The 21282-nt window shown below is 33.0% G+C and carries 15 protein-coding genes; 3 read left to right on the top strand and 12 right to left on the bottom strand.

Annotated elements, in window-relative coordinates; all coding sequences use genetic code 11:
- Nucleotides 1–223 precede the first annotated feature (223 nt).
- The 8 genes from mdh to OLM54_RS01135 all read right to left on the bottom strand — a co-directional run bounded on the left by mdh (nucleotide 224) and on the right by OLM54_RS01135 (nucleotide 13974).
- Nucleotides 224–1159 (bottom strand): malate dehydrogenase, encoded by a 936-nt coding sequence (gene mdh / locus OLM54_RS01170; protein WP_264536789.1) that lies wholly within the window; start codon nucleotides 1157–1159, stop codon nucleotides 224–226.
- A gap of 111 nt (nucleotides 1160–1270) precedes the next feature.
- The gene (gyrB, locus tag OLM54_RS01165; RefSeq protein ID WP_264536788.1) at nucleotides 1271–3211 is read right to left on the bottom strand and encodes a DNA topoisomerase (ATP-hydrolyzing) subunit B; all 1941 of its coding nucleotides are present in this window, start codon (nucleotides 3209–3211) and stop codon (nucleotides 1271–1273) included.
- Between the two features lie 336 nt (nucleotides 3212–3547).
- Nucleotides 3548–5164: an asparagine synthase B gene (asnB, locus tag OLM54_RS01160; protein WP_264536787.1), complete on the bottom strand. Its 1617-nt coding sequence runs from the start codon at nucleotides 5162–5164 to the stop codon at nucleotides 3548–3550.
- 249 nt (nucleotides 5165–5413) lie between these two features.
- A complete protein-coding gene (gene asnB / locus OLM54_RS01155; protein WP_264536786.1) occupies nucleotides 5414–7090 on the bottom strand; it encodes an asparagine synthase B in 1677 nt (558 codons plus the stop codon).
- A gap of 345 nt (nucleotides 7091–7435) precedes the next feature.
- Nucleotides 7436–7885, bottom strand: a complete 450-nt coding sequence (locus tag OLM54_RS01150) for a GreA/GreB family elongation factor (protein ID WP_264536785.1) — start codon at nucleotides 7883–7885, stop codon at nucleotides 7436–7438.
- A gap of 177 nt (nucleotides 7886–8062) precedes the next feature.
- Entirely contained in the window at nucleotides 8063–9823 is a 1761-nt protein-coding gene (locus OLM54_RS01145; protein ID WP_264536784.1) for a TonB-dependent receptor, read from the bottom strand.
- Nucleotides 9824–10007: 184 nt separating this feature from the next.
- Nucleotides 10008–10871, bottom strand: a complete 864-nt coding sequence (locus tag OLM54_RS01140) for a PhzF family phenazine biosynthesis protein (RefSeq protein WP_264536783.1) — start codon at nucleotides 10869–10871, stop codon at nucleotides 10008–10010.
- A gap of 88 nt (nucleotides 10872–10959) precedes the next feature.
- Nucleotides 10960–13974 (bottom strand): tetratricopeptide repeat protein, encoded by a 3015-nt coding sequence (locus OLM54_RS01135; protein WP_264536782.1) that lies wholly within the window; start codon nucleotides 13972–13974, stop codon nucleotides 10960–10962.
- Between the two features lie 366 nt (nucleotides 13975–14340).
- Between OLM54_RS01135 and OLM54_RS01130 the strand changes: the two genes are divergently transcribed.
- Nucleotides 14341–15024, top strand: a complete 684-nt coding sequence (locus OLM54_RS01130) for a cell division ATP-binding protein FtsE (RefSeq protein WP_264536781.1) — start codon at nucleotides 14341–14343, stop codon at nucleotides 15022–15024.
- Complete coding sequence (locus OLM54_RS01125; protein ID WP_264536780.1) at nucleotides 15024–15941, top strand: glycosyltransferase family 2 protein; 918 nt, start codon at nucleotides 15024–15026, stop codon at nucleotides 15939–15941. The genes OLM54_RS01130 and OLM54_RS01125 overlap by 1 nt, the downstream gene beginning before the upstream one ends.
- Here OLM54_RS01125 and OLM54_RS01120 read toward each other — a convergent pair.
- Both OLM54_RS01120 and OLM54_RS01115 read right to left on the bottom strand, forming a co-directional pair.
- Nucleotides 15887–16993, bottom strand: coding sequence for a glycosyltransferase family 4 protein (locus OLM54_RS01120; protein ID WP_264536779.1), 1107 nt, complete (start codon nucleotides 16991–16993; stop codon nucleotides 15887–15889). The two genes, OLM54_RS01125 and OLM54_RS01120, sit on opposite strands and share 55 nt — an antisense overlap.
- Nucleotides 16990–17382 carry a sugar 3,4-ketoisomerase gene (locus OLM54_RS01115; protein WP_264536778.1) on the bottom strand — a complete coding sequence of 131 codons (393 nt, stop codon included), beginning with the start codon at nucleotides 17380–17382 and terminating at the stop codon, nucleotides 16990–16992. The genes OLM54_RS01120 and OLM54_RS01115 overlap by 4 nt, the downstream gene beginning before the upstream one ends.
- 89 nt (nucleotides 17383–17471) lie before the next feature.
- Here OLM54_RS01115 and OLM54_RS01110 point away from each other — a divergent pair, with 89 nt between their 5' ends.
- Entirely contained in the window at nucleotides 17472–18392 is a 921-nt protein-coding gene (locus tag OLM54_RS01110) for a glycosyltransferase (protein ID WP_264536777.1), read from the top strand.
- A gap of 14 nt (nucleotides 18393–18406) precedes the next feature.
- On the opposite strand, the gene OLM54_RS01105 is transcribed toward OLM54_RS01110, so the two are convergent.
- Nucleotides 18407–19852: a lipopolysaccharide biosynthesis protein gene (locus OLM54_RS01105; RefSeq protein WP_264536776.1), complete on the bottom strand. Its 1446-nt coding sequence runs from the start codon at nucleotides 19850–19852 to the stop codon at nucleotides 18407–18409.
- Between the two features lie 34 nt (nucleotides 19853–19886).
- Nucleotides 19887–21242, bottom strand: a complete 1356-nt coding sequence (locus tag OLM54_RS01100; RefSeq protein ID WP_264536775.1) for a bifunctional cytidylyltransferase/SDR family oxidoreductase — start codon at nucleotides 21240–21242, stop codon at nucleotides 19887–19889.
- Between the last annotated feature and the right edge of the window lie 40 nt (nucleotides 21243–21282).

Genomic DNA, 21282 nt, shown 5'->3' with positions numbered 1-21282 from the left:
ACTAAAAATTAATTATGTTTTATTGTTTGTTTTTGTTTTAAAGTCCCATAAAATAAGCCCTGACATCATTTTTCTAAAACTAAAAAACTAAATCACGAATTACCACATTTTTTTTAAATCGAGCAAATATATAATTAACGGCAAGATTAACCAATTTATTTATTAATTAATCTTAAAAAAAAGACTGCAAAAGTGCAGTCTTCATCTTTTTTTTCGGAAATATTTATACTAAAATCGATTTTAAGGCATCATTCATACCTCTAACTGCATCTGCACTTTTAGCAAACAAAGCCTTCTCCTGCTCGTTTAACTGGATATCTAAAATTTCTTCAACTCCGTTTTTACCAATTATACAAGGTACTCCGATACAAATATCGTTTTGCCCGTATTCACCTTCCACAAAAACAGAACAAGCGATCATCTTCTTTTGATCGTTTAATATACTATCAACTAAGTAAGCTACAGAAGCTCCGGGAGCATACCAAGCCGAAGTTCCTAAAAGACCTGTAAGTGTGGCTCCGCCTACCATTGTGTCGGCAGCTACTTTTTGAAGTACTTCTTCTGAAAGAAATTCGGTTACCGGAATTCCGTTATAAGAAGCTAAACGTGTTAACGGAATCATCGTTGTATCACCATGTCCGCCTATCACCATAGCAGAAATATCATTTGCAGGTTTGTCAAGAGCTAAAGATAAATAAGTTCTAAAACGAGAACTGTCTAACGCTCCACCCATACCAATAATTCTGTTTTTTGGTAATCCGGTAGCTTTTAAAGCTAAATATGTCATAGTATCCATTGGATTAGAAACTACTACTATTATAGTATTTGGAGAATATTTCAATACATTTTCAGCAACTGTTTTTACAATTCCTGCATTTATACCAATTAATTCTTCACGAGTCATTCCTGGTTTTCTTGGAATTCCTGATGTAATAACAACTACATCACTTCCGGCAGTTTTAGAATAATCGTTGGTTACACCAGATACTTTGGTATTAAAACCTGTATTTGTGGCACATTGTGTAATATCTAATGCTTTCCCTTCGGCAAAACCTTCTTTAATATCCAACAACACTACTTCGCTTGCAATTCCTCTATAAGAAATAACATCTGCACAGGTAGCTCCAACATTTCCTGCTCCTACAATAGTAACTTTCATATTTTATAACTTTATCGGTTATTAATTCGTTTGTTTATTTTATAAATCGACAATTCGTTTAATTGTTTAGTAAATTTAAACAATTAAACGAATTGATGATGTTAAACTTTATTAGGCATCGATATTTGCGTAAACCGCATTTTTCTCGATAAATTCTCTACGTGGCGGAACTTCATCTCCCATCAACATTGAGAATACTCTATCGGCTTCTGCCAAACTATCAATTGTTACCTGACGTAATGTTCTAAAACCAGGATCCATTGTAGTTTCCCACAATTGCTCCGCGTTCATCTCTCCAAGACCTTTATAACGTTGGATAGCTGCACTTCCTCCCATTCTTTCATTCGCCTGATCACGTTGAACGTCGTTCCATGCGTATTCTTTTTTATTTCCTTTTTTAACAAGGTATAAAGGTGGAGCTGCAATGTAAACGTGACCTTCTTCAATCAGTTCTTTCATGAAACGGAAGAAGAACGTTAATATTAAGGTAGAAATGTGACTACCATCGACATCGGCATCACACATAATGATTACCTTATGATATCTTAGTTTTTCAAGATTTAAGGCTTTACTGTCTTCTGCAGTACCAACGGTAACTCCTAAAGCGGTAAAGATGTTACGAATCTCTTCGTTTTCGAATACTTTATGATGCATCGCTTTCTCCACATTCAAAATCTTACCACGTAATGGTAAAATCGCCTGAAAGTTACGATCACGACCTTGTTTTGCTGTTCCACCAGCCGAATCTCCCTCGACAAGGTAAACCTCACATCTTGCAGGATCCTGCTCAGAACAATCTGAAAGTTTTCCTGGCAATCCACCGCCACCCATAACGGTTTTACGCTGTACCATTTCACGTGCTTTTTTAGCAGCGTGACGTGCCTGAGCAGCCAATATTACTTTCTGGATAATGATTCTGGCATCATTTGGATTTTCTTCCAAATAATTCTCTAACATTTCTCCAACTGCCTGAGAAACCGGAGAAACTACTTCTCTGTTTCCAAGTTTAGTTTTTGTCTGTCCTTCGAATTGTGGTTCTTGTACTTTTACCGAAATAATCGCTGTTAAACCTTCACGGAAGTCATCTCCCGCAATTTCAAATTTCAATTTATCCAACATTCCGGATGCATCTGCGTATTTTTTAAGCGTTCTTGTCAAACCACTTCTAAAACCTTGTAAATGCGTTCCTCCTTCGTGTGTATTAATATTATTTACGTAAGAGAAAATATTCTCTGTATAACTTGTATTGTAAATTAAGGCAACTTCAACCGGAATTTCTCCTTTTTCATTATCCATGCTGATTACATGAGAAATAATTGGCTCACGGTTACCATCTAAATAACGAATATATTCTTTTAGTCCTTCGTCAGAATGAAAAACTTCAACTTTAAATTCTCCTTTATCATCTACTTCTCTTTTATCTGTAAATGTAATGGTGATTCCTTTGTTTAAGAAAGAAAGCTCACGCATACGAGCTGATAAAGTATCATAAGAGAACTCTGTAGTTTGCGTAAAGATGGTATCATCCGGGTAAAAAGTCTGGCGTGTACCTCTTTTATCCGTTTCTCCAATTTGTTTAACCGGATATAATGATTTTCCTCTTTCGTATTCCTGTTCGTAGATTTTACCGTCTCTAAAAACAGTAGATTTCATATGAACCGAAAGCGCATTTACAACTGAAACCCCAACACCGTGCAAACCTCCTGATACTTTATAAGAATCTTTGTCGAATTTACCACCGGCACCAATCTTAGTCATTACTACCTCAAGTGCCGAAACACCTTCTTTTTTATGTAAATCAACTGGAATACCACGACCGTTATCTTCAACTGTTACCGAACCGTCTTCATTAATTGCAACACCAATAGTATCACAATATCCTCCCATCGCCTCATCAATAGAGTTATCAACAACCTCATAAACCAAATGATGTAGCCCTCGAACCCCCACATCTCCAATATACATCGATGGACGCATTCTTACGTGCTCCATTCCTTCTAATGCCTGAATACTATCTGCTGAATAATTGTTCTTCTTGATTTCTTCGCTCATATAATTTATTCTAAAAAATGTAATTATTGTCTAACACGCAAATATATAAAAACGCAAATTATATATCCGTTAAATTCCCATTTAAAGCACGTAAGTTATTAACATATTGTCAAAAAAAGTCTATAAAAAATAGAACTATCGATTTAAAATGCCAATTTTTAAAATTCTAAATTCCAAAACAGCAGAATAAAAAAAAATCCAAAAAAATAAATTCCAAATTGCAAACCGGGAATAAAAAAAATCCGAGCCTAACATTGAGATGTTGTTTCGGATTTTTAATTGGAATTTTATTAGGTCCCAAATATGAAATTTGGAATTTATTTTTTGAAATTTATCTTAAACCGTAATCCCTGATTTTGAAATTTCAACATCTGCTTTTACGTGAGCTGCATTTGCTCTTCCGCTTGGATCAAGGTTTTCCTGCCATTTCGGAATCCATTTTCTAACGGTTTGTGCCGCACTAACCTGTGGGTAGAATTTATGAAAAATAGAACGATACAAATATGCTTCTTTTGTTGTTGGAGAATTGTATGGAAATTCTGCTGCAGCGCCTTCTAATTGTTTATCAGAAACCTGAGTCGCACAATATTCGATCAATTCGTCGATCCAGTTATATCCTACTCCATCTGAAAATTGTTCTTTTTGACGCCATAAAACTTCTTCAGGCAAATATGGGTTGTCCGGCGTATCAAATGCTTTTCTTAAAATATATTTTTCGATTCCGTCATACGTTTTAGGCTGTTTTTCTTCTGGTCTGATTCGAATTGTAGCATCTAAAAAGTCTTTGTCTAAAAACGGAATTCTGGTTTCAATACCATTTGCCATCGTTGATTTATCAGCACGAAGCAAATCGGCAGTAAATAATTTCTGAACTCTCTCGATCGTTTCTTTTTGAAATTCTTCTGTAGACGGTGCATTTCTAAAATACAAATGTCCACCAAAAATTTCATCAGCACCTTCACCTGAAAGAATTACTTTTATCCCTTTTTCTGCAATTGCTTTTGATAATAAAAACATAGGCACACTTGCTCTTACCGATATAATATCGTAAGTCTCAATATTCCAGATTATTTTTTCTAAAACTTCTACACCTTGCTGAACCGTAAAATGTATTTCATGATGTTCTGTACCTAAAAACTCAGCTGCTTTTCTGGCCGCTTTTGCATCCGGCGCATCAGCATTTAAAGCAATAGAAAAAGATTGCAGTTTTTTACCATTTTCTGCTGATAATCGGGAAGCGATTGCAGAAAGCAAAGAAGAATCTAAACCACCCGATAGCAATACACCATAAGGCATTTGATTCATCAAGCGTTTACGAACAGCTTCTGTAAGTTTTTCTCTTATTAATTGTAAATCTAAATCCTGATTTGCATTTTCATAATCCTCATATTCAGGTTGGTAATATTTTACAAAGCCCTTTTTAGGCGTATAATAATGTCCCGGCGGAAAAGTCGAAAATGTTTTGCACTGATCTGCAATTGATTTCATTTCAGAAGCAAAATAAATCCTTCCTCTTTCATCCAAACCATAATACAATGGCTTCACTCCCATCGGGTCTCTTCCTGCAATATAATCGTCTCCGTCGACAATTACAAAAGTCCAGTCACCATCTAATTTATTACAAAAATCGTATCCAAATTCTTCATATAAATGCACAATAACTTCAGAATCTGATTTTGTTCTAAACGTATGATCTTTTAAAACTCCGTTTTTAAGTTCCTGGTAATTGTAAATTTCTCCATCATGAATTACCCAGGCATCTTTAGTACCCTGAATAGGCTGTTTCCCCGATTGTACATCAATTATTGATAAACTTTCGTGACAAATAATACTGCCATTTTTTAGAATTTGAAAATCACTTTCATCAGGACCACGATGCGCCATTCTTTTAGAAAGCTCTCTTACGAGTTGCGGGTCTTTTCCTTTACCGATAACGGCTAATATTCCAGACATACTATTGTATTTTTTATTCTTATTTTTTTACATTACCAAGTGGCAGTAGGTTATTTTTTTTGGTTTTAGTTAAAACTAATTTTAAAATATCTGTTGGGGAATGTCAAATATAAAAAAGAAAGTTAAATAATTGCTAATAATTATCTTTAAGTAATTGAAATATTACAATTTAACATTTTTAGACACGAAAAACGCTCTCAGAAACCTGAGAACGTCTTTCTAATAACTAATATATAATGAAACTAAGTTTTATGCTTTTGCGTAGGCGTCGTCATGCACACTTGCAACCGCTCTGCCAGATGGATCGTTCATGTTTTTGAAAGCTTCATCCCACTCCAAAGCGATTTTTGTACTACAAGCAACGCTTGCTTCCTGAGGCACACATAAAGCAGCCGCATCACTAGGGAAATGTTCTGCAAAAATTGAACGATAGTAATATTCTTCCTTAGAAGTTGGTGTTTGCAACGGAAATTTATATTTCGCATTTGCCAATTGTTCGTCCGAAACTTCTTTGGCCACAACTTCTTTCAAAGTATCAATCCAGCTGTATCCTACTCCATCAGAAAATTGCTCTTTTTGTCTCCATGCTACACTTTCCGGCAGCATATCTTCAAAAGCTTTACGAACAACCCATTTCTCCATCGGATGTTCTTTGTTGATCATTTTATCCTGTGGATTGATGCGCATGGCAACATCCATAAATTCTTTATCTAAAAATGGCACACGCCCTTCGATTCCCCAAGCTGCCAAACTTTTGTTGGCACGTAAACAATCGTACATGTGTAATTTACTTAATTTACGAACATTTTCTTCGTGAAATTCTCTTGCGTTTGGTGCTTTATGGAAATATAAATATCCTCCAAATAATTCATCTGCACCTTCACCCGAAAGAACCATTTTGATTCCCATTGATTTAATAACTCTCGCCATTAACCACATTGGCGTTGAAGCCCTAACCGTAGTTACATCATACGTTTCTAAGTTGTAAATTACATCACGAACCGCATCTAAACCTTCCTGAATCGTGAATTTAATTTCGTGGTGAATAGTTCCAATATGTTTTGCTACAATCTGAGCAGCAGCTAAATCCGGAGAACCGTCTAAACCTACCGAAAAAGAGTGCAATTGCGGATACCATGCATCTGTAGTATCATCAGACTCAATACGTTTTTGTGCAAATTTTTTAGCTACAGCCGAAGTAATAGACGAATCTAAACCTCCTGAAAGTAAAACTCCGTAAGGAACATCACTCATTAATTGTCTGTGAACCGCAGCTTCAAGAGCTTCTTTAATAGCAGGAATACTCGTTTCGTTGTCTTTTACAGCATCAAATTCCGTCCAGTCTCTTTTGTACCATTGTACAAATTCACCGTCTTTGCTTGTCATATAATGTCCCGGAGGAAACAATTGGATTTTTGTACAATATCCTTCCAAAGCTTTCAATTCAGAAGCTACATAAAAAGTTCCGTGTTGATCCCAGCCAATGTAAAGCGGAATAATTCCCATATGATCACGAGCAATAAAATACTCATCTTTCTCAACATCATAAATTGCAAATCCGAAGATACCGTTCATTTCATCCACAAAGTGAGGTCCTTTTTCTTTGTAAAGCGCTAAAATAACTTCACAATCACTTTCAGTCTGAAAGTTATATCTTCCCTCAAATTGTTTACGTAAATCTCTGTGGTTGTAGATTTCACCATTTGCAGCTAAAACAAGTTTTTTATCTTCTGTAAATAAAGGCTGTTTTCCCGAAGCCGGATCAACAATAGCCAAACGCTCGTGTGAAAGAATTGCTTTTTCATTACTATAAATCCCGCTCCAGTCTGGTCCGCGGTGACGAATAATTTTAGACATTTCTAATACTTGAGGTCTTAAAGTTTCTGCTTTCTGTTTTAGATCAAAGGCACATACGATTCCACACATAATTATATATTTTTATTTTTTAATTTTATTTTGATAGGGCAAAGATGCGGTATTGGTTATAATTGAAAAACATAAATATTAATTTCAGTTATAATTTAAAACCATAAATTTGTTTTTACATATAAAATGTAAAATTTTAGCATAAAAAATTGCCCTGAACTTGAAAATTTTAATTTTGAGGGGAAAGAAAGTGTAAAACCGTAATTAAACCCGACAGGTTTTAAAAACCTGTCGGGTTTAACATCGTAGAATTTGCGAGGGGCTTCGACTTTGCTCAGCCTGACATGATTATAAATAAATCGTTTTTAATCTGCCTAAATCTGTAAAATCTGCGTGAAATAAACTTTACAAAACACTCTCAATAGTATAATGCGTTTTATTAATCTCAAACTGAAACCCAACTTTGTTTCCCATTAAATGTGAACCCAAAGGCGATTGTGGCGAAAGTGCAATAATATTTATACCGTCGATAGTAATTTTAGGAAGTGCGACACTCAAGTACAAATGAATTCCGTTTGCTTTTACCAAACTGCCCGAAATAATATTTTCAGTTGTCTTTGAAGCATCAATTTTATCTAAAACAGCTTTTTGAGTAATGGCTTCTTTCAGTTTATTGGTCAGTTTTTCCTGTTCAATATGCATCATCGACAATGCGGTTTCGTGCTTATCTCCGGCAGAACCCTTCGCATCGTTTTTAGAATCTTCCGTCAAAGCCGAAATCATGTCTCTAAAAACATCAATTCGATCCTGGACCATTTGTAAATAATAAGAATGTATTTTTTGTTTGAAAGTCATTGATAAAGGTACTGAGGTTCTAAGTTACAAAGGTGCAAAGGTTTTTTATAGTTTGCATTTTTTTATTCAAAAAAAGCAGATGGATAAATTACTTTTCACTAATTATAAAAACAAAGTTCGCTAAATCTATAGAAAGACTTAGCGAACCATGTGTAAAACTCTTTGCGGTTAAAAAACTTAAAAGTCGAATTTATAATTTGCTCCGCCCAAAATCTGGAATCCCTGAACAGGATAATTCAACCATTTTTCGTAAGCCTGATTTCCAATATTATTTAATTTCAGGAAGAAAGTCAAACGCTCGCTAAATTTATATCCCAAATGTGCATTCGCATCAAAGTAACTTTTTAAGGAAACTACGGTTGGAGTTGCAGTCAAATCTAAATTCGATTGCATGTCTTTACGTTCCCCCACAAAAAACACATTTAAACCAGCGTACCATTGTTTGGTAATATTAACATCCAGACTAGAACTTAATTTCATGGTTGGTAAATTCCATGCTTCAATCTGTCCGTCTGTTTTGTAACTATTGAAAGTTCCGTTGATTCCAAAAGTAACATTTTCAGAAAAATCAGCTTTTAATTCTCCATAAAAACGAAACGTTCTAATATCTTCATAAACAACACCAAAAGAGTTTCCGTACTCATAATTTTGGTTTGTAATATCCTCTGTATAATCATTGCTTTTAAACAACGCTTTGTTTTTTTCATTCAAATAGGAACCCGTCAGATTATAACTTACATTGTTTGCCAATTTACCCTTCAAACCTGCAAAAACATTATACTGAGTGCTTGATGGACGCATATTTAATGTTGGCGACAAAAACGGATTTTCGGTCACAAAATCAGCATACGAATTTTGATTTAAACTTCCGTTTACACCCGTGTAAAAAATCATTAAATCGCCCACTAATTTATACGAAGCATTTACTTTTGGATAAATATAAAACTTGTTTCCGCTGTTTTCAGAATCAAGACCATAATACAATCCGGCTCCTAATTCCAGAGTCCAGTCGTTCTCATTTACTACAAAACTTGGCTCAATCCCGAAATTGGTCAAACTATATTTTAAAGGTTCCGTATTCGTCTGGAAATAATTATTTTCGAAACTTCCACTTACGTGATCAATAATAACATTTGTATTGATGGACTGATCCATCACATCAACTTTAAAAGTTGGTTTCAGATAAAAGCGATTTTCAGAAGAAGAAAAACTATCCGAAAAATGTGTAAATCTTGTCGCAACTTTACTAAAAATCCCGTCTGTAAAATCAATATTTCCTCCCAACGAAATTGTATTATAAGAATGATTTGGATTGATTTTATCTACTAAAATAAAATGATCCTGCGGAAGTAAAGTCGAACCAAAATCAACCGGTAAACCGTACCAATTATAAATTTGATTTTGATATCCTAAATCAATATTCCATGACATATCGCGATTATTTTGTCCGTAACCCACGTTTAATGCCGTATCATAAAATTCATCATTTAGCGAAACATCCTTAATTCCGCCCTGAGATGAATGGTGACGAAACATTCCCGCAACATAATCATTGTTTCCTAAATCCTGAGTAACAAATAATTCAGCATTTAATGTACCATAATTTCCAACTCCTACAGTAGCATAATTATTAAACAAACGTTCTTGTTTTGATTTATCAACTCCGGCTGCTTTTCCTTTAGAAGGCGTAAATGTCGAAGCTACAGGAACTGACAAAATACTATACTTTATAGTTTCTTTTGCCTGATTTCCTGAATCGTCAAGCGACGGATTTTCTTTTACTTTATAAGCATCAGATATAGTTGGCGAATAAGGTTTTACAACATTTACAGTTTCAGTACCAATCGTTTCTTCTTTCTTTTGGTTTTGGGCAAATGAAAGCTGAAAAACAAACAGCAAAATCAAAATGATAGTTGTATTCTGGAAATTAATTTTCATATGTATATTTTTTGAGAGTATGGAAAAAAAGAATATAGAAAATAGACTTTTGCCTATATCTCAATTCTTTTAAAAACTCTTATGTTCTTTATTCTAAAATCTATTTTCTATTCTCTTTATTCTATTCTCTAAACTCTAGTTTCATTATCTAATTATCTAATTGACTAATTCTCTAATTCTCTAATTAAACTTCCCATTCCCCTTTAGCAATAAACTGGGCATTTCCTCCTATTCTAACATCAAAATCATTTTCGGTTAATTTTCCTTTAAAATGAATTTGAGAAGAACGGTTTATATAATCTCCCTGATAATTGATTAATTCAAATTCAGGTTTATGATATTTTAGCAGAAAAGCCTGAAGACATGTACTTGCACTTCCTGTCGCAGCATCTTCAACCAACTGATTATGTTCTATGCACAACATTCTGCTGAAAAGTTTTGAGCCTTCTAAATAGTAGAAATACAAACCTCTGTGCGTTGTTTTACAATGCTTTTTCAACCATTCATCTGTTTTATCTTTATCTAAAACCAAGTTTTCCAATGCATTTTTATTGCTCAGTCCAACCATTACAAAGGCGCTTCCCGTTGTAACTTCCTGAATTGGAAATTGATTTTCAAAATCCTGATTTTTCAGATTACTGAATAAGGTGAAATCTTCTTTCGAAAAAATATCCCAAAACTTTGGTTGTGCCGCTTTTAACCAAATCAAATCATCTGATTTCTCAATCGAAATTGGTCCAATCGGAACATGTAATTTTATATTTTCAGGCGAATTATCGAATATTTTATGCATCAAAACCCATGAAGTTCCAATTATCGGATGACCCGCAAACTGCATTTCCTGAGCCGGTGTAAATATTTTAATTTCCGCCTTATTATTTTCTTTATCAAGTTTGGTTACAAAAGTGCTCTCTGCAAAATTAATTTCGCGCGCAATCTTTTGCATTTCATCTGCACTTAAATTTTCAGCATCTAAAAAAACAGCCAACTGATTTCCGGCATATTTTTTATCTGTAAAAACATCAACTATATAAAAAGGTAAACTCATAATTTGTGAAATGTGTTTTGTGAAATGTAAAATGTCTTTTCCGTTATGTTTCCTTTTACAGATAACATTTTACTTTTCACTAATAAAACTATTTAGTAATCGACGAATTGGTTTTAGATTCTTCCAATTTTATCGCGCTTAACTCTCTTTTTGCTTCTTCAACCACATCCGGATAATCGGTAAAATTGTTTATTACGTTATCTAAAATATAAGTTGCCTGATAACTGTCTTTTAATCCGTAGAAGTTTTTCGCCATCAAAACCAAACTTTTTGCTCCGTAATATTTGTAAGCTGAATAGTTTTTTGCCAGTTTTTGAACGGATACATTTGACGCATCAAATTTTCCTTCTTTGGTTTTAAAATAAGCATCATAATACAAGGCTTCTGCTGCTAATTCTCCTTTTGATGTTGCAGATAATTTTGCGTAAGCCGCTTTTGCCTTATCTTCATCACCGGTTTGCATTGCCGCACGCGCCACGATAATTTGTGCATCAGATTTTACATTGACATCTGCTTTTGCATTTTGCAGCACTTTATCAGCATAAATAACCGAATTGTCATAATCTTTTTTGTCGTAATAACATTTCATCAAATTAGCCTGCGCAAAACTTTTATTTTGTGGATAATCTGCTTCGTTTTCTAAACGTACTAAAACCGGAATCGATTTATCGCAGTCTTTCGCTTTTAAGAAAATTTGAGATAATCTGGTTAAAGATTGCTCCGTAAATTCGTTTCTTGGCTGACCAATTACATATTGATAATTCGCAACAGATTTTGTCTCTGAACCTTCTGCGTAAAGCAATTGTGCCAAATAAAAATTAGCTTCAAGCGCATGCATTCCTGACGGAAACTTGCTTACATAACCTGTAAAACCAACGATTGCCTGTTTGCTGTTATTTTGACTGTATTGTTTAAAAGCACCTTCGTAGGTATCATTATCCAAATCAACATCGGTTACGGCAACGAAGTCTAAAGTACGTACCCAGGTTGCATATTCATCTACTTTTCCTGAATCTACATAAATTAATCTGGCTGTAGAAACGGCTTCTAAAGCTTCGGGAGTTTTTGGAAATTCTGCCGCTACTTTTTTGAATTTCACCAAAGCCTGTTCATCACGATCAGAATTGTAATAAATCAAACCTTGTCTTAAAATTGATTTTGAAGTAAATGAACCATTTTTATATTCAGCAATTAACTGATCGTAGGTTTTAATCGCCTGATCGTTCTTTTTATCCGCTACATACGTATTTGCCAATTCGAATAAAACATCATCGCGGTATTCTGACTTTTTATACATCTGAAGAAAATTATTCAGCTCGTCAATTTTCTTGTCATTTCTGGACATAAATCCGTAAGAAATCGCTTTTTGAAACTGTGCATAATCTGCATCAACACCTTTAGCGTCAATTGCTTTTGCGTACGCTTCCATCGCCTGACTGTATTTAGAAGTCACAAATCTGCAATCTCCCAAACGTAAATACGAATCGTTTAAACGAACTTTATCTTCTTTTGAATTATCAATTTGCGCCTGAAATGAATTTGCAGCCTGATCGTATTCCTTCAACTTAAAATACGTATATCCAATATTATAATTAATGTTTTTATATTCATCAGTCGCTTTTGCTCCCGCCAAACCTGCAAATTGCTTATAACTTAATAATGCCGCCTGAAAATCATCTGTAACATATTCAGATTCTGCTTTCCAGAAAGTAGCGCGAGCCGTAAAATCAGGATTCTTTTGCTCTTTAACTGCGCTGTTAAACATTTTTAAAGCCTCAGCATAATTTGATTCATTATACAATTCTAAACCTCGGTAAAAAAGCACTTTTTGATAGGCTAATTTATTTTCCGGCGTTCTGTTTTTCTCTAATAAAACCAACGCTTCTTTATAATTTTTAGAAGAAATATAAGAATCTACCAATAGTTTTTCTACTTCGGCTTTACTGGAATTATTTGGGTATTTTTTTAAGAAATCAAGTAAAATTCCAGGAACGGTTTGATAAGCGTTTCCAATTTCATAACTTAACTTGGCATAATTTAAAGCTGCATCTTCCTGAATTTGTGCATTAAAATCCATTTCAGAAGCGTTTTTAAATGCATTTAAAGCTTCTTGTTTTTTGCCGGTATTCAAATATGCCAAACCTAAATGATAATACGCGTTTTGTGCTACGAAATCTTTTCCCTCAATAATTTTATTGAATTGAGAAATTGCTTTTTCATATTCTTTTTGTTCGTAATAAGCGTAACCCAATTGATAAAAATCGGTATTGTTCCATTTTCCTTTTTTACCCGCATATTGCTCTAAATACGGAATCGCTTTTCCATATTGTTTTAAGTTAAAATAACTTTCTCCGATAATTTTATTCAGTTCCGATTTTTCAAGTTCATTTGATTTGCTCATTGCAGCTTGCCCCAAATCGATTGCTTTTTGAAAATTTCCAAGTTTAAAATTCATATCAGCCTGAAAATACGAAAGCTTCTCTTTGTACTTTTCTTCGCCCGAAACTTCATCAAAATATTTGGTTGCTTCCTTATAATCATCGCCTTCATAAGCCATGAAACCTAAGTAATATTTGGCTTGTGAACCAAAATCCGGCGAATTCACGACTTTATTAAAATAAGTTGTGGCTTCTTTTTTCTTTTTGGCATTGAAATAACTGTATCCTTTCTGGAAATTAAATTTATCCTGATCAGATTTGCTCATATAAGTTTCGTCAACTTTATCAAACCATTCCAAAGCTTTTGGGTAATTTCCCTGTTCGAAGAAAAAATGTGCAACCTCGATATAAGCCTGATTTTGTTTGGTACTTGTGGGATAATCACTAACGAATTTTTCCATTAACGCATCGGCATTTGCCTGATTGGTTCTAATGGCGCAATTGGCGATATAATAAGCACAATCTGATTTAACCTCCTCAGTTGTGGCGTTATTTTTTACATACTCAAAAATATGTTGTGCCGAAGCATATTGTTTGTCATTATATAAAGCCTGTGCTTTGTCAAAATCCTTTAAATCGTAGGTATATATAGCTGATTTTTGTGCCGAAACTATGGTCGAAAAAAGGACAATTTGTAGTAAAAAGAACCAGGAAATTTTACGCATTTTAATTATATTTAGTATTCAAATGTATCATTTTATACCGTTTATAACGAAACGTTTCAGGCTTTTATTATGAACAAAAAATTTATAAGATGTTATTTTAAAGCTTCTGACGTCTCAAAATATTGGTTTTCAAACTTTCTAAATTAAATATTCTGAATTAATAAAAAAAGAAACCACGCTTTGGTTTCATAAATACAACCATTTTTTAGCATAATTTTTGAGGAAGTTATGACCCAGTGTTCTTTTATTCCGCATAATCATTCAGTTCGTTTATTTTTCTTTTAAGAGATTTCCTCAGAAATGATTAAAATTTATTTTGAATCCAACGCTTATCTTCTTACTTTTACCATTCAAATTAAATTTATTATGTCACAAACCGTACTATCTCTTAAAGAAGTCACTATATATCAGGAAGGAAGAAAAATTTTATCTCATATCAATTTAGATGTTCAGCATGGCGAATTCATCTACATTATTGGAAAAACAGGATCAGGAAAAAGTAGTTTCATGAAAACTTTATACGGAGATTTGCCTTTAACAGAAGGTGAAGGTCATATTGTTGAATTTGATTTGGCTACTTTAAAAGAAAGTGAAATCCCGTATTTGAGACGTAAAATTGGAATTGTATTTCAGGATTTCAAATTACTTCCGGATCGTTCCGTACAAGATAATATGCTTTTCGTTTTAAAAGCAACCGGCTGGTCTGATAAAGACGAAATGGAACATAAAATTGACGAAGTTTTAGATAAAGTAGGCATGAAAGATTTTGTAAACAAAATGCCTCACCAACTTTCCGGCGGTGAACAGCAGCGTGTTGCCATTGCGAGAGCTTTGCTTAACGATCCTGAATTTATCCTTGCCGATGAACCAACCGGAAACCTTGATCCGCAAACAAGTTCTGAGGTTCTTGAAGTATTGAAAAAAATCAATGCAAATGGCAAAACGATAATTATGGCTACTCACGATTATGCTTTGCTAATGAAATTTCCATCTAAAACATTAAAATGTGAAGATGAAAGAATTTTTGAAGTTGTGCAACGCAGCGTGTAATGCTTTCTATTTTAATTCCGGTTTATAATTATAATGTTTTTACGCTAGTTGAAACACTCTATAAACAGTGCTTAAAATCTAACATTACTTTTGAAATTATTTGTCTGGATGATGCTTCCGGTAATTTTTTACCCGAAAATCAAAAGATTAATGAGTTCAAAAACAGCAAGTATTCTATTTTAGAAAAAAATATTGGTCGAAGTGCAATTCGGAATTTACTGGCGCAAAAAGCAACTTATGAAAACTTGCTTTTTTTGGATGCAGATACAATTCCGGTTACTGATAATTTCATTTCAAATTACATTTCCCAAATAAATCAGGATTCTAAAATAGTGTATGGCGGAATTTTATACGAAAGTTCAAAACCTTCAAAAGAAAAACTTTTAAGATGGATTTATGGTCAGAAAAGAGAGTCTTTAAATGTTTCTGACCGAAATAAGAATCCATATCTTTCTTTCTTAACCTTAAATTTTTTGATTAAAAAGAGTCTTTTTTCGAAAGTAAATTTCAATGAAAATATCCCAAATTTAAGACATGAAGACACTTTGTTTTCATTTGAATTAATGCAAAATAAAATTGAAATTATTCATATTGAAAATCCTGTTTATCATTTAGGAATTGAAAATAGTGACGTTTTTTTAAGAAAATCAGAAGAGTCAGTTGTCGCATTAAAAAATTTAGTTGACTCTAAACTAATTTCTTCTGAGTATGTAAAACTGCCACATTATTTTGAGATCATTAAAAAATACCATTTTCAAGCTATAATTGCTTTTGGATTCAGAATCTTAAAACCTTTGTTTTTGAGACGATTATTAGGCAAAAAACCTTCGCTTTTTATTTTTGATCTCTATCGATTGGGGTATTATTGCACTTTAGATGAATTTTTTAAAATTGATTCAAACAGGTTTTTCCATTGATTCATGATAGTATCTAAATCATATTTTTCCACACTTTTTATTGCTTCTGCCCCCATTTGTATTCGTAAATTTTCATCTTCTATTAAAATATTTAATTTTTCAGCAAAGGATTCTTTATTTCCATCTTCAATAAGAAATCCGTTTTTATTATTTTGTATTATTGCTTTTGGTCCAACAGGGCAATCATAAGCTATGCAAGGCAAGCCGCAAGCCATCGCTTCAATTAATACCATTGGCAATGCTTCATTTCTGGACGCCATTACCAATATTGATGCTTCTGTATATTTTTGTTGTATGTGTTTAACCGGGTTAAGAAAAGCGACACTTTTTTCAATATTTAATTTCTTCGCCAAATTCAGTAATCCTAAATCTTCATTTGATTTACCATAAATTTCTAATAACCAATCGGGATGTTTTTCTACAGTTAATTTCCATATTTGCAATAATCTGTCAATTCCCTTTTCATGTGAATGTCTTGCAACAGCAATAATTTTTTTTGCTTTTAAATTTGAAAAAGATTTTGTTTTAAACCATAGTGCATTAGGAATTACAATACTGTTTTTAACAGACCATTCGTTCACGCTTTCTTCTGATAATGCTACAAAAGAAAAAAATTGGCGGGCACAGTAATTTCGGTATATATATTTGAATTTATTAGTAAATCCAAAAAAAACAGATTCTTTATACTCATTAAACCTGGATCCGTGTGCCTCAAAAATAATAGGTATCTTTGTATTTATCAGAAATGGAATTGAAAATGATTTTAGTGCAAAATCACATACAATAATACAATCGGGCTGTACTTTTTTTATGTATTTTTCCAGTTCTTTTTTATATCGAAACAAATTAAAAGCTTTATTACTTTTTAATGAAATATCGTAAAACTCAATTCTCTCATTAAATTCAAAAAAAAGATTATCATTTCCTTCATTTTGAGTAATAATGCCAATCTCATAATTAAATTTCTCAATCAAATAATTGGTTTTTACTGCAAGTACTCTTTGTACTCCTCCTTCTTCATTTGCTCTTTGTGTGATATAGAGTAATTTCATTCTTTTGATTTAAGAAATTCACTGTAATTTCGTAAATAATCACTTTCATCAAAAACCTCAGAAGCCAAGACCAGACAAACTGCACCTGATGAAAAATTTTCAAGCTCGCGCCATATATTACTTTCAATCAGTAAACCCCGATCCGGTTTATTTAAAGTGATTGTTTTTTCAGTTTGTCCATCTTTTAAAACAACATCAAAACTTCCCGAAATTGCGATTAAAATTTGCTTCAGTTTTTTATGAGAATGGCCGCCTCTTATTGAAGTACTTGGAATGTCATATAAATAATAGACTCTTTTAATTTCAAATGGAATAGTATCATTTTCAATTACTGCAATGTTGCCTAAAATATTTTCAATTTTTGGAAAATCAATTAGAACTATATTCATAATGTTATTTCAATTTAATATTTTTTGTTAGGCGCTATTATTTTCGATTTCTTATTTTCGTACCAAATATATAACTCTTTAAAAATAATATGCAAAATAAATCCTTAGTTACAGTTATTTGCCTGTGTTATAATCACGAAAATTTTGTGACAGAGAGTTTATTTTCAGTTATCAATCAGGATTATGAATTTGTCGAGTTAATAATCGTAGATGATTCCAGCACTGATAATTCTAAAAATATCATTAAAAAATGGCTTTTGGATTATCCTAAGGTTAAATTTATTACTAATGAAACCAATTTAGGAAATACCAAATCTTTTAATAAAGCACTACAATTCGCCACGGGAGATTATATCATAGATTTAGCGGCAGATGATGTCTTACTTCCCAATTGTATCTCGTTACAAATAAAAGCGTTTGAGAAAAATTCCTTTAAAAATTTGGGGATTGTTTACGGAAATGCTGAATTGATTACTGAAAAAGGTGATTTTGATTCTTATTACTTTCCTGTTGATCAAAACCGTAAAATCATCGAAAAAAGGCAAACCGGCAATATTTACCTAAGTGTTCTTTCTGGCGGAAATTGCATGTGTTCTGTTTCTTCAATGGCTAAAAAATCAGTTTATGATTTATTAAAAGGGTATGATGAAAATCTTTCTTACGAGGATTTAGATTTTTGGATACGGGCATCCCGCTTGTATGAGTTTGATTTTATAGACGAAATTTTAATAAAAAAGAGAATTTCAAATAATTCATTAACGAATAACTTTTATGATCATCATACGGCGAATTTTAAAAAAATAAACTTATCTACCTATTTAATTCTAAAAAAAGCCATAAAATTAAATCGCACAAAAGAGGAAGATCTGGCAATTCAAAAAAGAGTACACCACGAAATAATACACACTTTTAAAATCGGAGATTATAATTTATTATCTAAAAATATAGGGTTGCGATTTTGGCTGTTTTGGAGAACACATTTAAAAAAATATGAAATCAGAAATCGATAAAATGTATTGTTTTGCTATCTTTTTTTCAAACTTAAAAACGATCTCCAAACTTCTTTAAGTTCTTCTAACTTTAATAACCAGCAAATAAATAAATAAGCTGCCGCACCAAATAAAGTTCCTAAAAACAACTGTAATAATAGATTATCTATAAAATAAGATATAGCAAATACCAAAATTGCCATTCCCATTGTAGCCACAAAAACAGGTAACATATCTTTTAATTGCTTTATTGCTCCGTAACCGTAAATTTTTCCAGGCAAATACGCATTAATTAAAAACGATAATGCAGATGTAACAACATGACCAATTATTATGGCTTTTACTCCTAACGGAATTGTGATTATCATCGCCAATATTGTTAAAGGTAATTTTGACAAATCAACTTTCAAGTATAAATCGGAGCGGCCAATTGCATTTAATAAATTCATATTAATGGCGCTCATTGGAAGAAAAATGCGTGCAAAAACCATCCATTGTAATAACGGAATCAGAGTAACCCATTTTTCGGTAAGTAATAATATAACGATAGGTTTTGCCAACAAAGCAATTAGTGTCATAAGCGGAATAATCAAAAATGCCGATATACGAATCATACGGCTGTATATAGAAACTAATTTTGCTTTATCGCTTTGTACTGCAGTAAGAACAGGAAATGTAGCTTGTTGTATTACGCTGACAATTGTTCCCGCAGATAAGTCGGCAAAACTTTTAGCTCTTGTATAATAACCCAATGATGCCGTTGGGTAAAATTTGCCTAGACAAATATTATAAACATTATTTAGTAATTGGGCATACAAACCTGAAATCAGAATTTTTGAACCGTAACCAAATAAAGATTTAAAAGATTTTTTTGAAAATAAAATTGACGGACTCCAACTGCTTAAAAACCATAAAGACACCGAAGAAGCCAAAGATCCGGAAAGACTTTGAATAACCAATGACCAAACTCCATATCCGTTTATCGCTCCTATTACACCACAAAAACCACCAACAATTACCGCAATTACATTACTCTTGGCAATAGATTTAAAATCGATCGCAATTGTTAATTTAGTTTTTTGAACTATAGAAACAGCATTCAAAAATAAACTTAACCCCAATACACGCACTAAGTCTATTAATTGTGGCTGATTAAAAAAAGACGATATATATGGCGCTGAGAAAAATAGCAAAACATAAAAAAAACTGCTTGCCAGTAAATTAAATACAAATACAGTCGAAAAATCAATATCGGTTCTATCCTGACGCTGAATTAAACCTGTTCCTAAACCACTTTCGATAAAAGCTTGTGACAAGGCTATAAAAATCGCCAGCATTCCTATTAAGCCAAAATCTTCCGGAACTAAAATTCGGGCAAGCACAACACTCACAACAAATTGCCCTATCTGAACAGCAAATTTATCAACAGCTGACCAAAAAATTCCTTTTGTTGCAATTGATCTTAGCGAGCTATTATGCATCTAAAAAATATTAAATTATTTCCTTAAAGTTGTATTAAAGTCGTACATCGATTACTTGTCCCGTATAATTAGACAGCAAAGTCTGAATACATCTTCGTGCAACAATTTCTGGCTGCAGCAAAGTATTTTCAGGTTCATTGCCAAAGTTTTTTATTCGCATTGGTGTTCGAGTACGCTCCGGATTCATACAGTTTACTTTAATATCAAAAGTTTCCCACTCTTGTGAAATTGCCTGCACAAAATTGACAGCAGCAGCTTTGCTGGACGAATAAATGCTGTAAAATGCCCTGCCTCTCGTATAAGAACTGGAGGTAAAAAACAAAATATGTCCTTTTGATTCTTTTAAATAAGGTAACGAAGCAAGAGCAATATTTACCATTCCAAGATAATTAGTATTAACCGAATCCAAAATATTTTGATAATGCATCGTTTCAAGCGGCTCTTTATACAATATACCGGCTGTATTTATAATGAAATCAATTTTATGTTCTATCTGAAACACTTTTTCTAAAGCTTTTGTAACAGCTTCCATATCAGAAACATCAACCTTATTTTCACTTCGGGAAAAACTATAAACACGAGTTCCATATGATTTCGCCAAATCTACAATACTTTTCCCTATTCCGTAAGAACCTCCAAAAACAACCATCACTTTATCAGATAGAGATTCGACAGATAGTTCAATATCCTGAATTTCGACAGATCGCAATTGAAACAATTTATCCAGCAAATAAGTGTCTTCCGGATAAGTCAACTTCATATTTACCTCCTCACCGTCTACCACATAAATCTTTTCTTCGGGCAAATATTTCTTAACAACGCCACAATCATCGGTTGCTTTAAAATTTTCATCTTTCAAAGCGAGTTCATACGCTTTTGCAATAACTTCTTGTCTAAAACCTTGCGGAGTTTGTCCTCTGCGCATTTTTATTCTTTCGGGAATAGCTGTTATTATATTATTTTCAACCTCGATAATTGTATCTGCCGAATTAATAGCAACATCAACAGCTTTATAATCGTCCATTGCTTTTACAACATCATTAATAATTCTTTGACTTATTAAAGGACGTGCAGCATCATGAAAAATCAAATTAGCGTCTTTTAACTCATCATAGGCTTTAATTGCTGCAAGGCTGGAATGATATCTTTCTTCTCCTCCAATTAAAACCCGCTTTACTTTTTTCCATTGGTTTTTAATAATCATATCCTCAACCATAAACTGGTAATGATTATTGATTACAATAGCAATTTCATCAATCGATTTATTTTGTTCAAATGCATCAACAGCATGTTCTATAACCATCTTTCCTGCAATTTTAAAAAACTGTTTAGGCAAAGATTTTTCCAGCCTAATTCCCGTTCCTCCCGCTAAAATGACAGCTATATTCATCTATTCTTTTTAATATAATTTAGTGTTTTCCAAAAATAAA

Source organism: Flavobacterium sp. N1736, from assembly GCF_025947065.1.
Classification (GTDB): domain Bacteria; phylum Bacteroidota; class Bacteroidia; order Flavobacteriales; family Flavobacteriaceae; genus Flavobacterium.
Note: the sequence above shows the minus strand (reverse complement) of the source record. Positions and strands in the feature narration are given on the sequence as shown.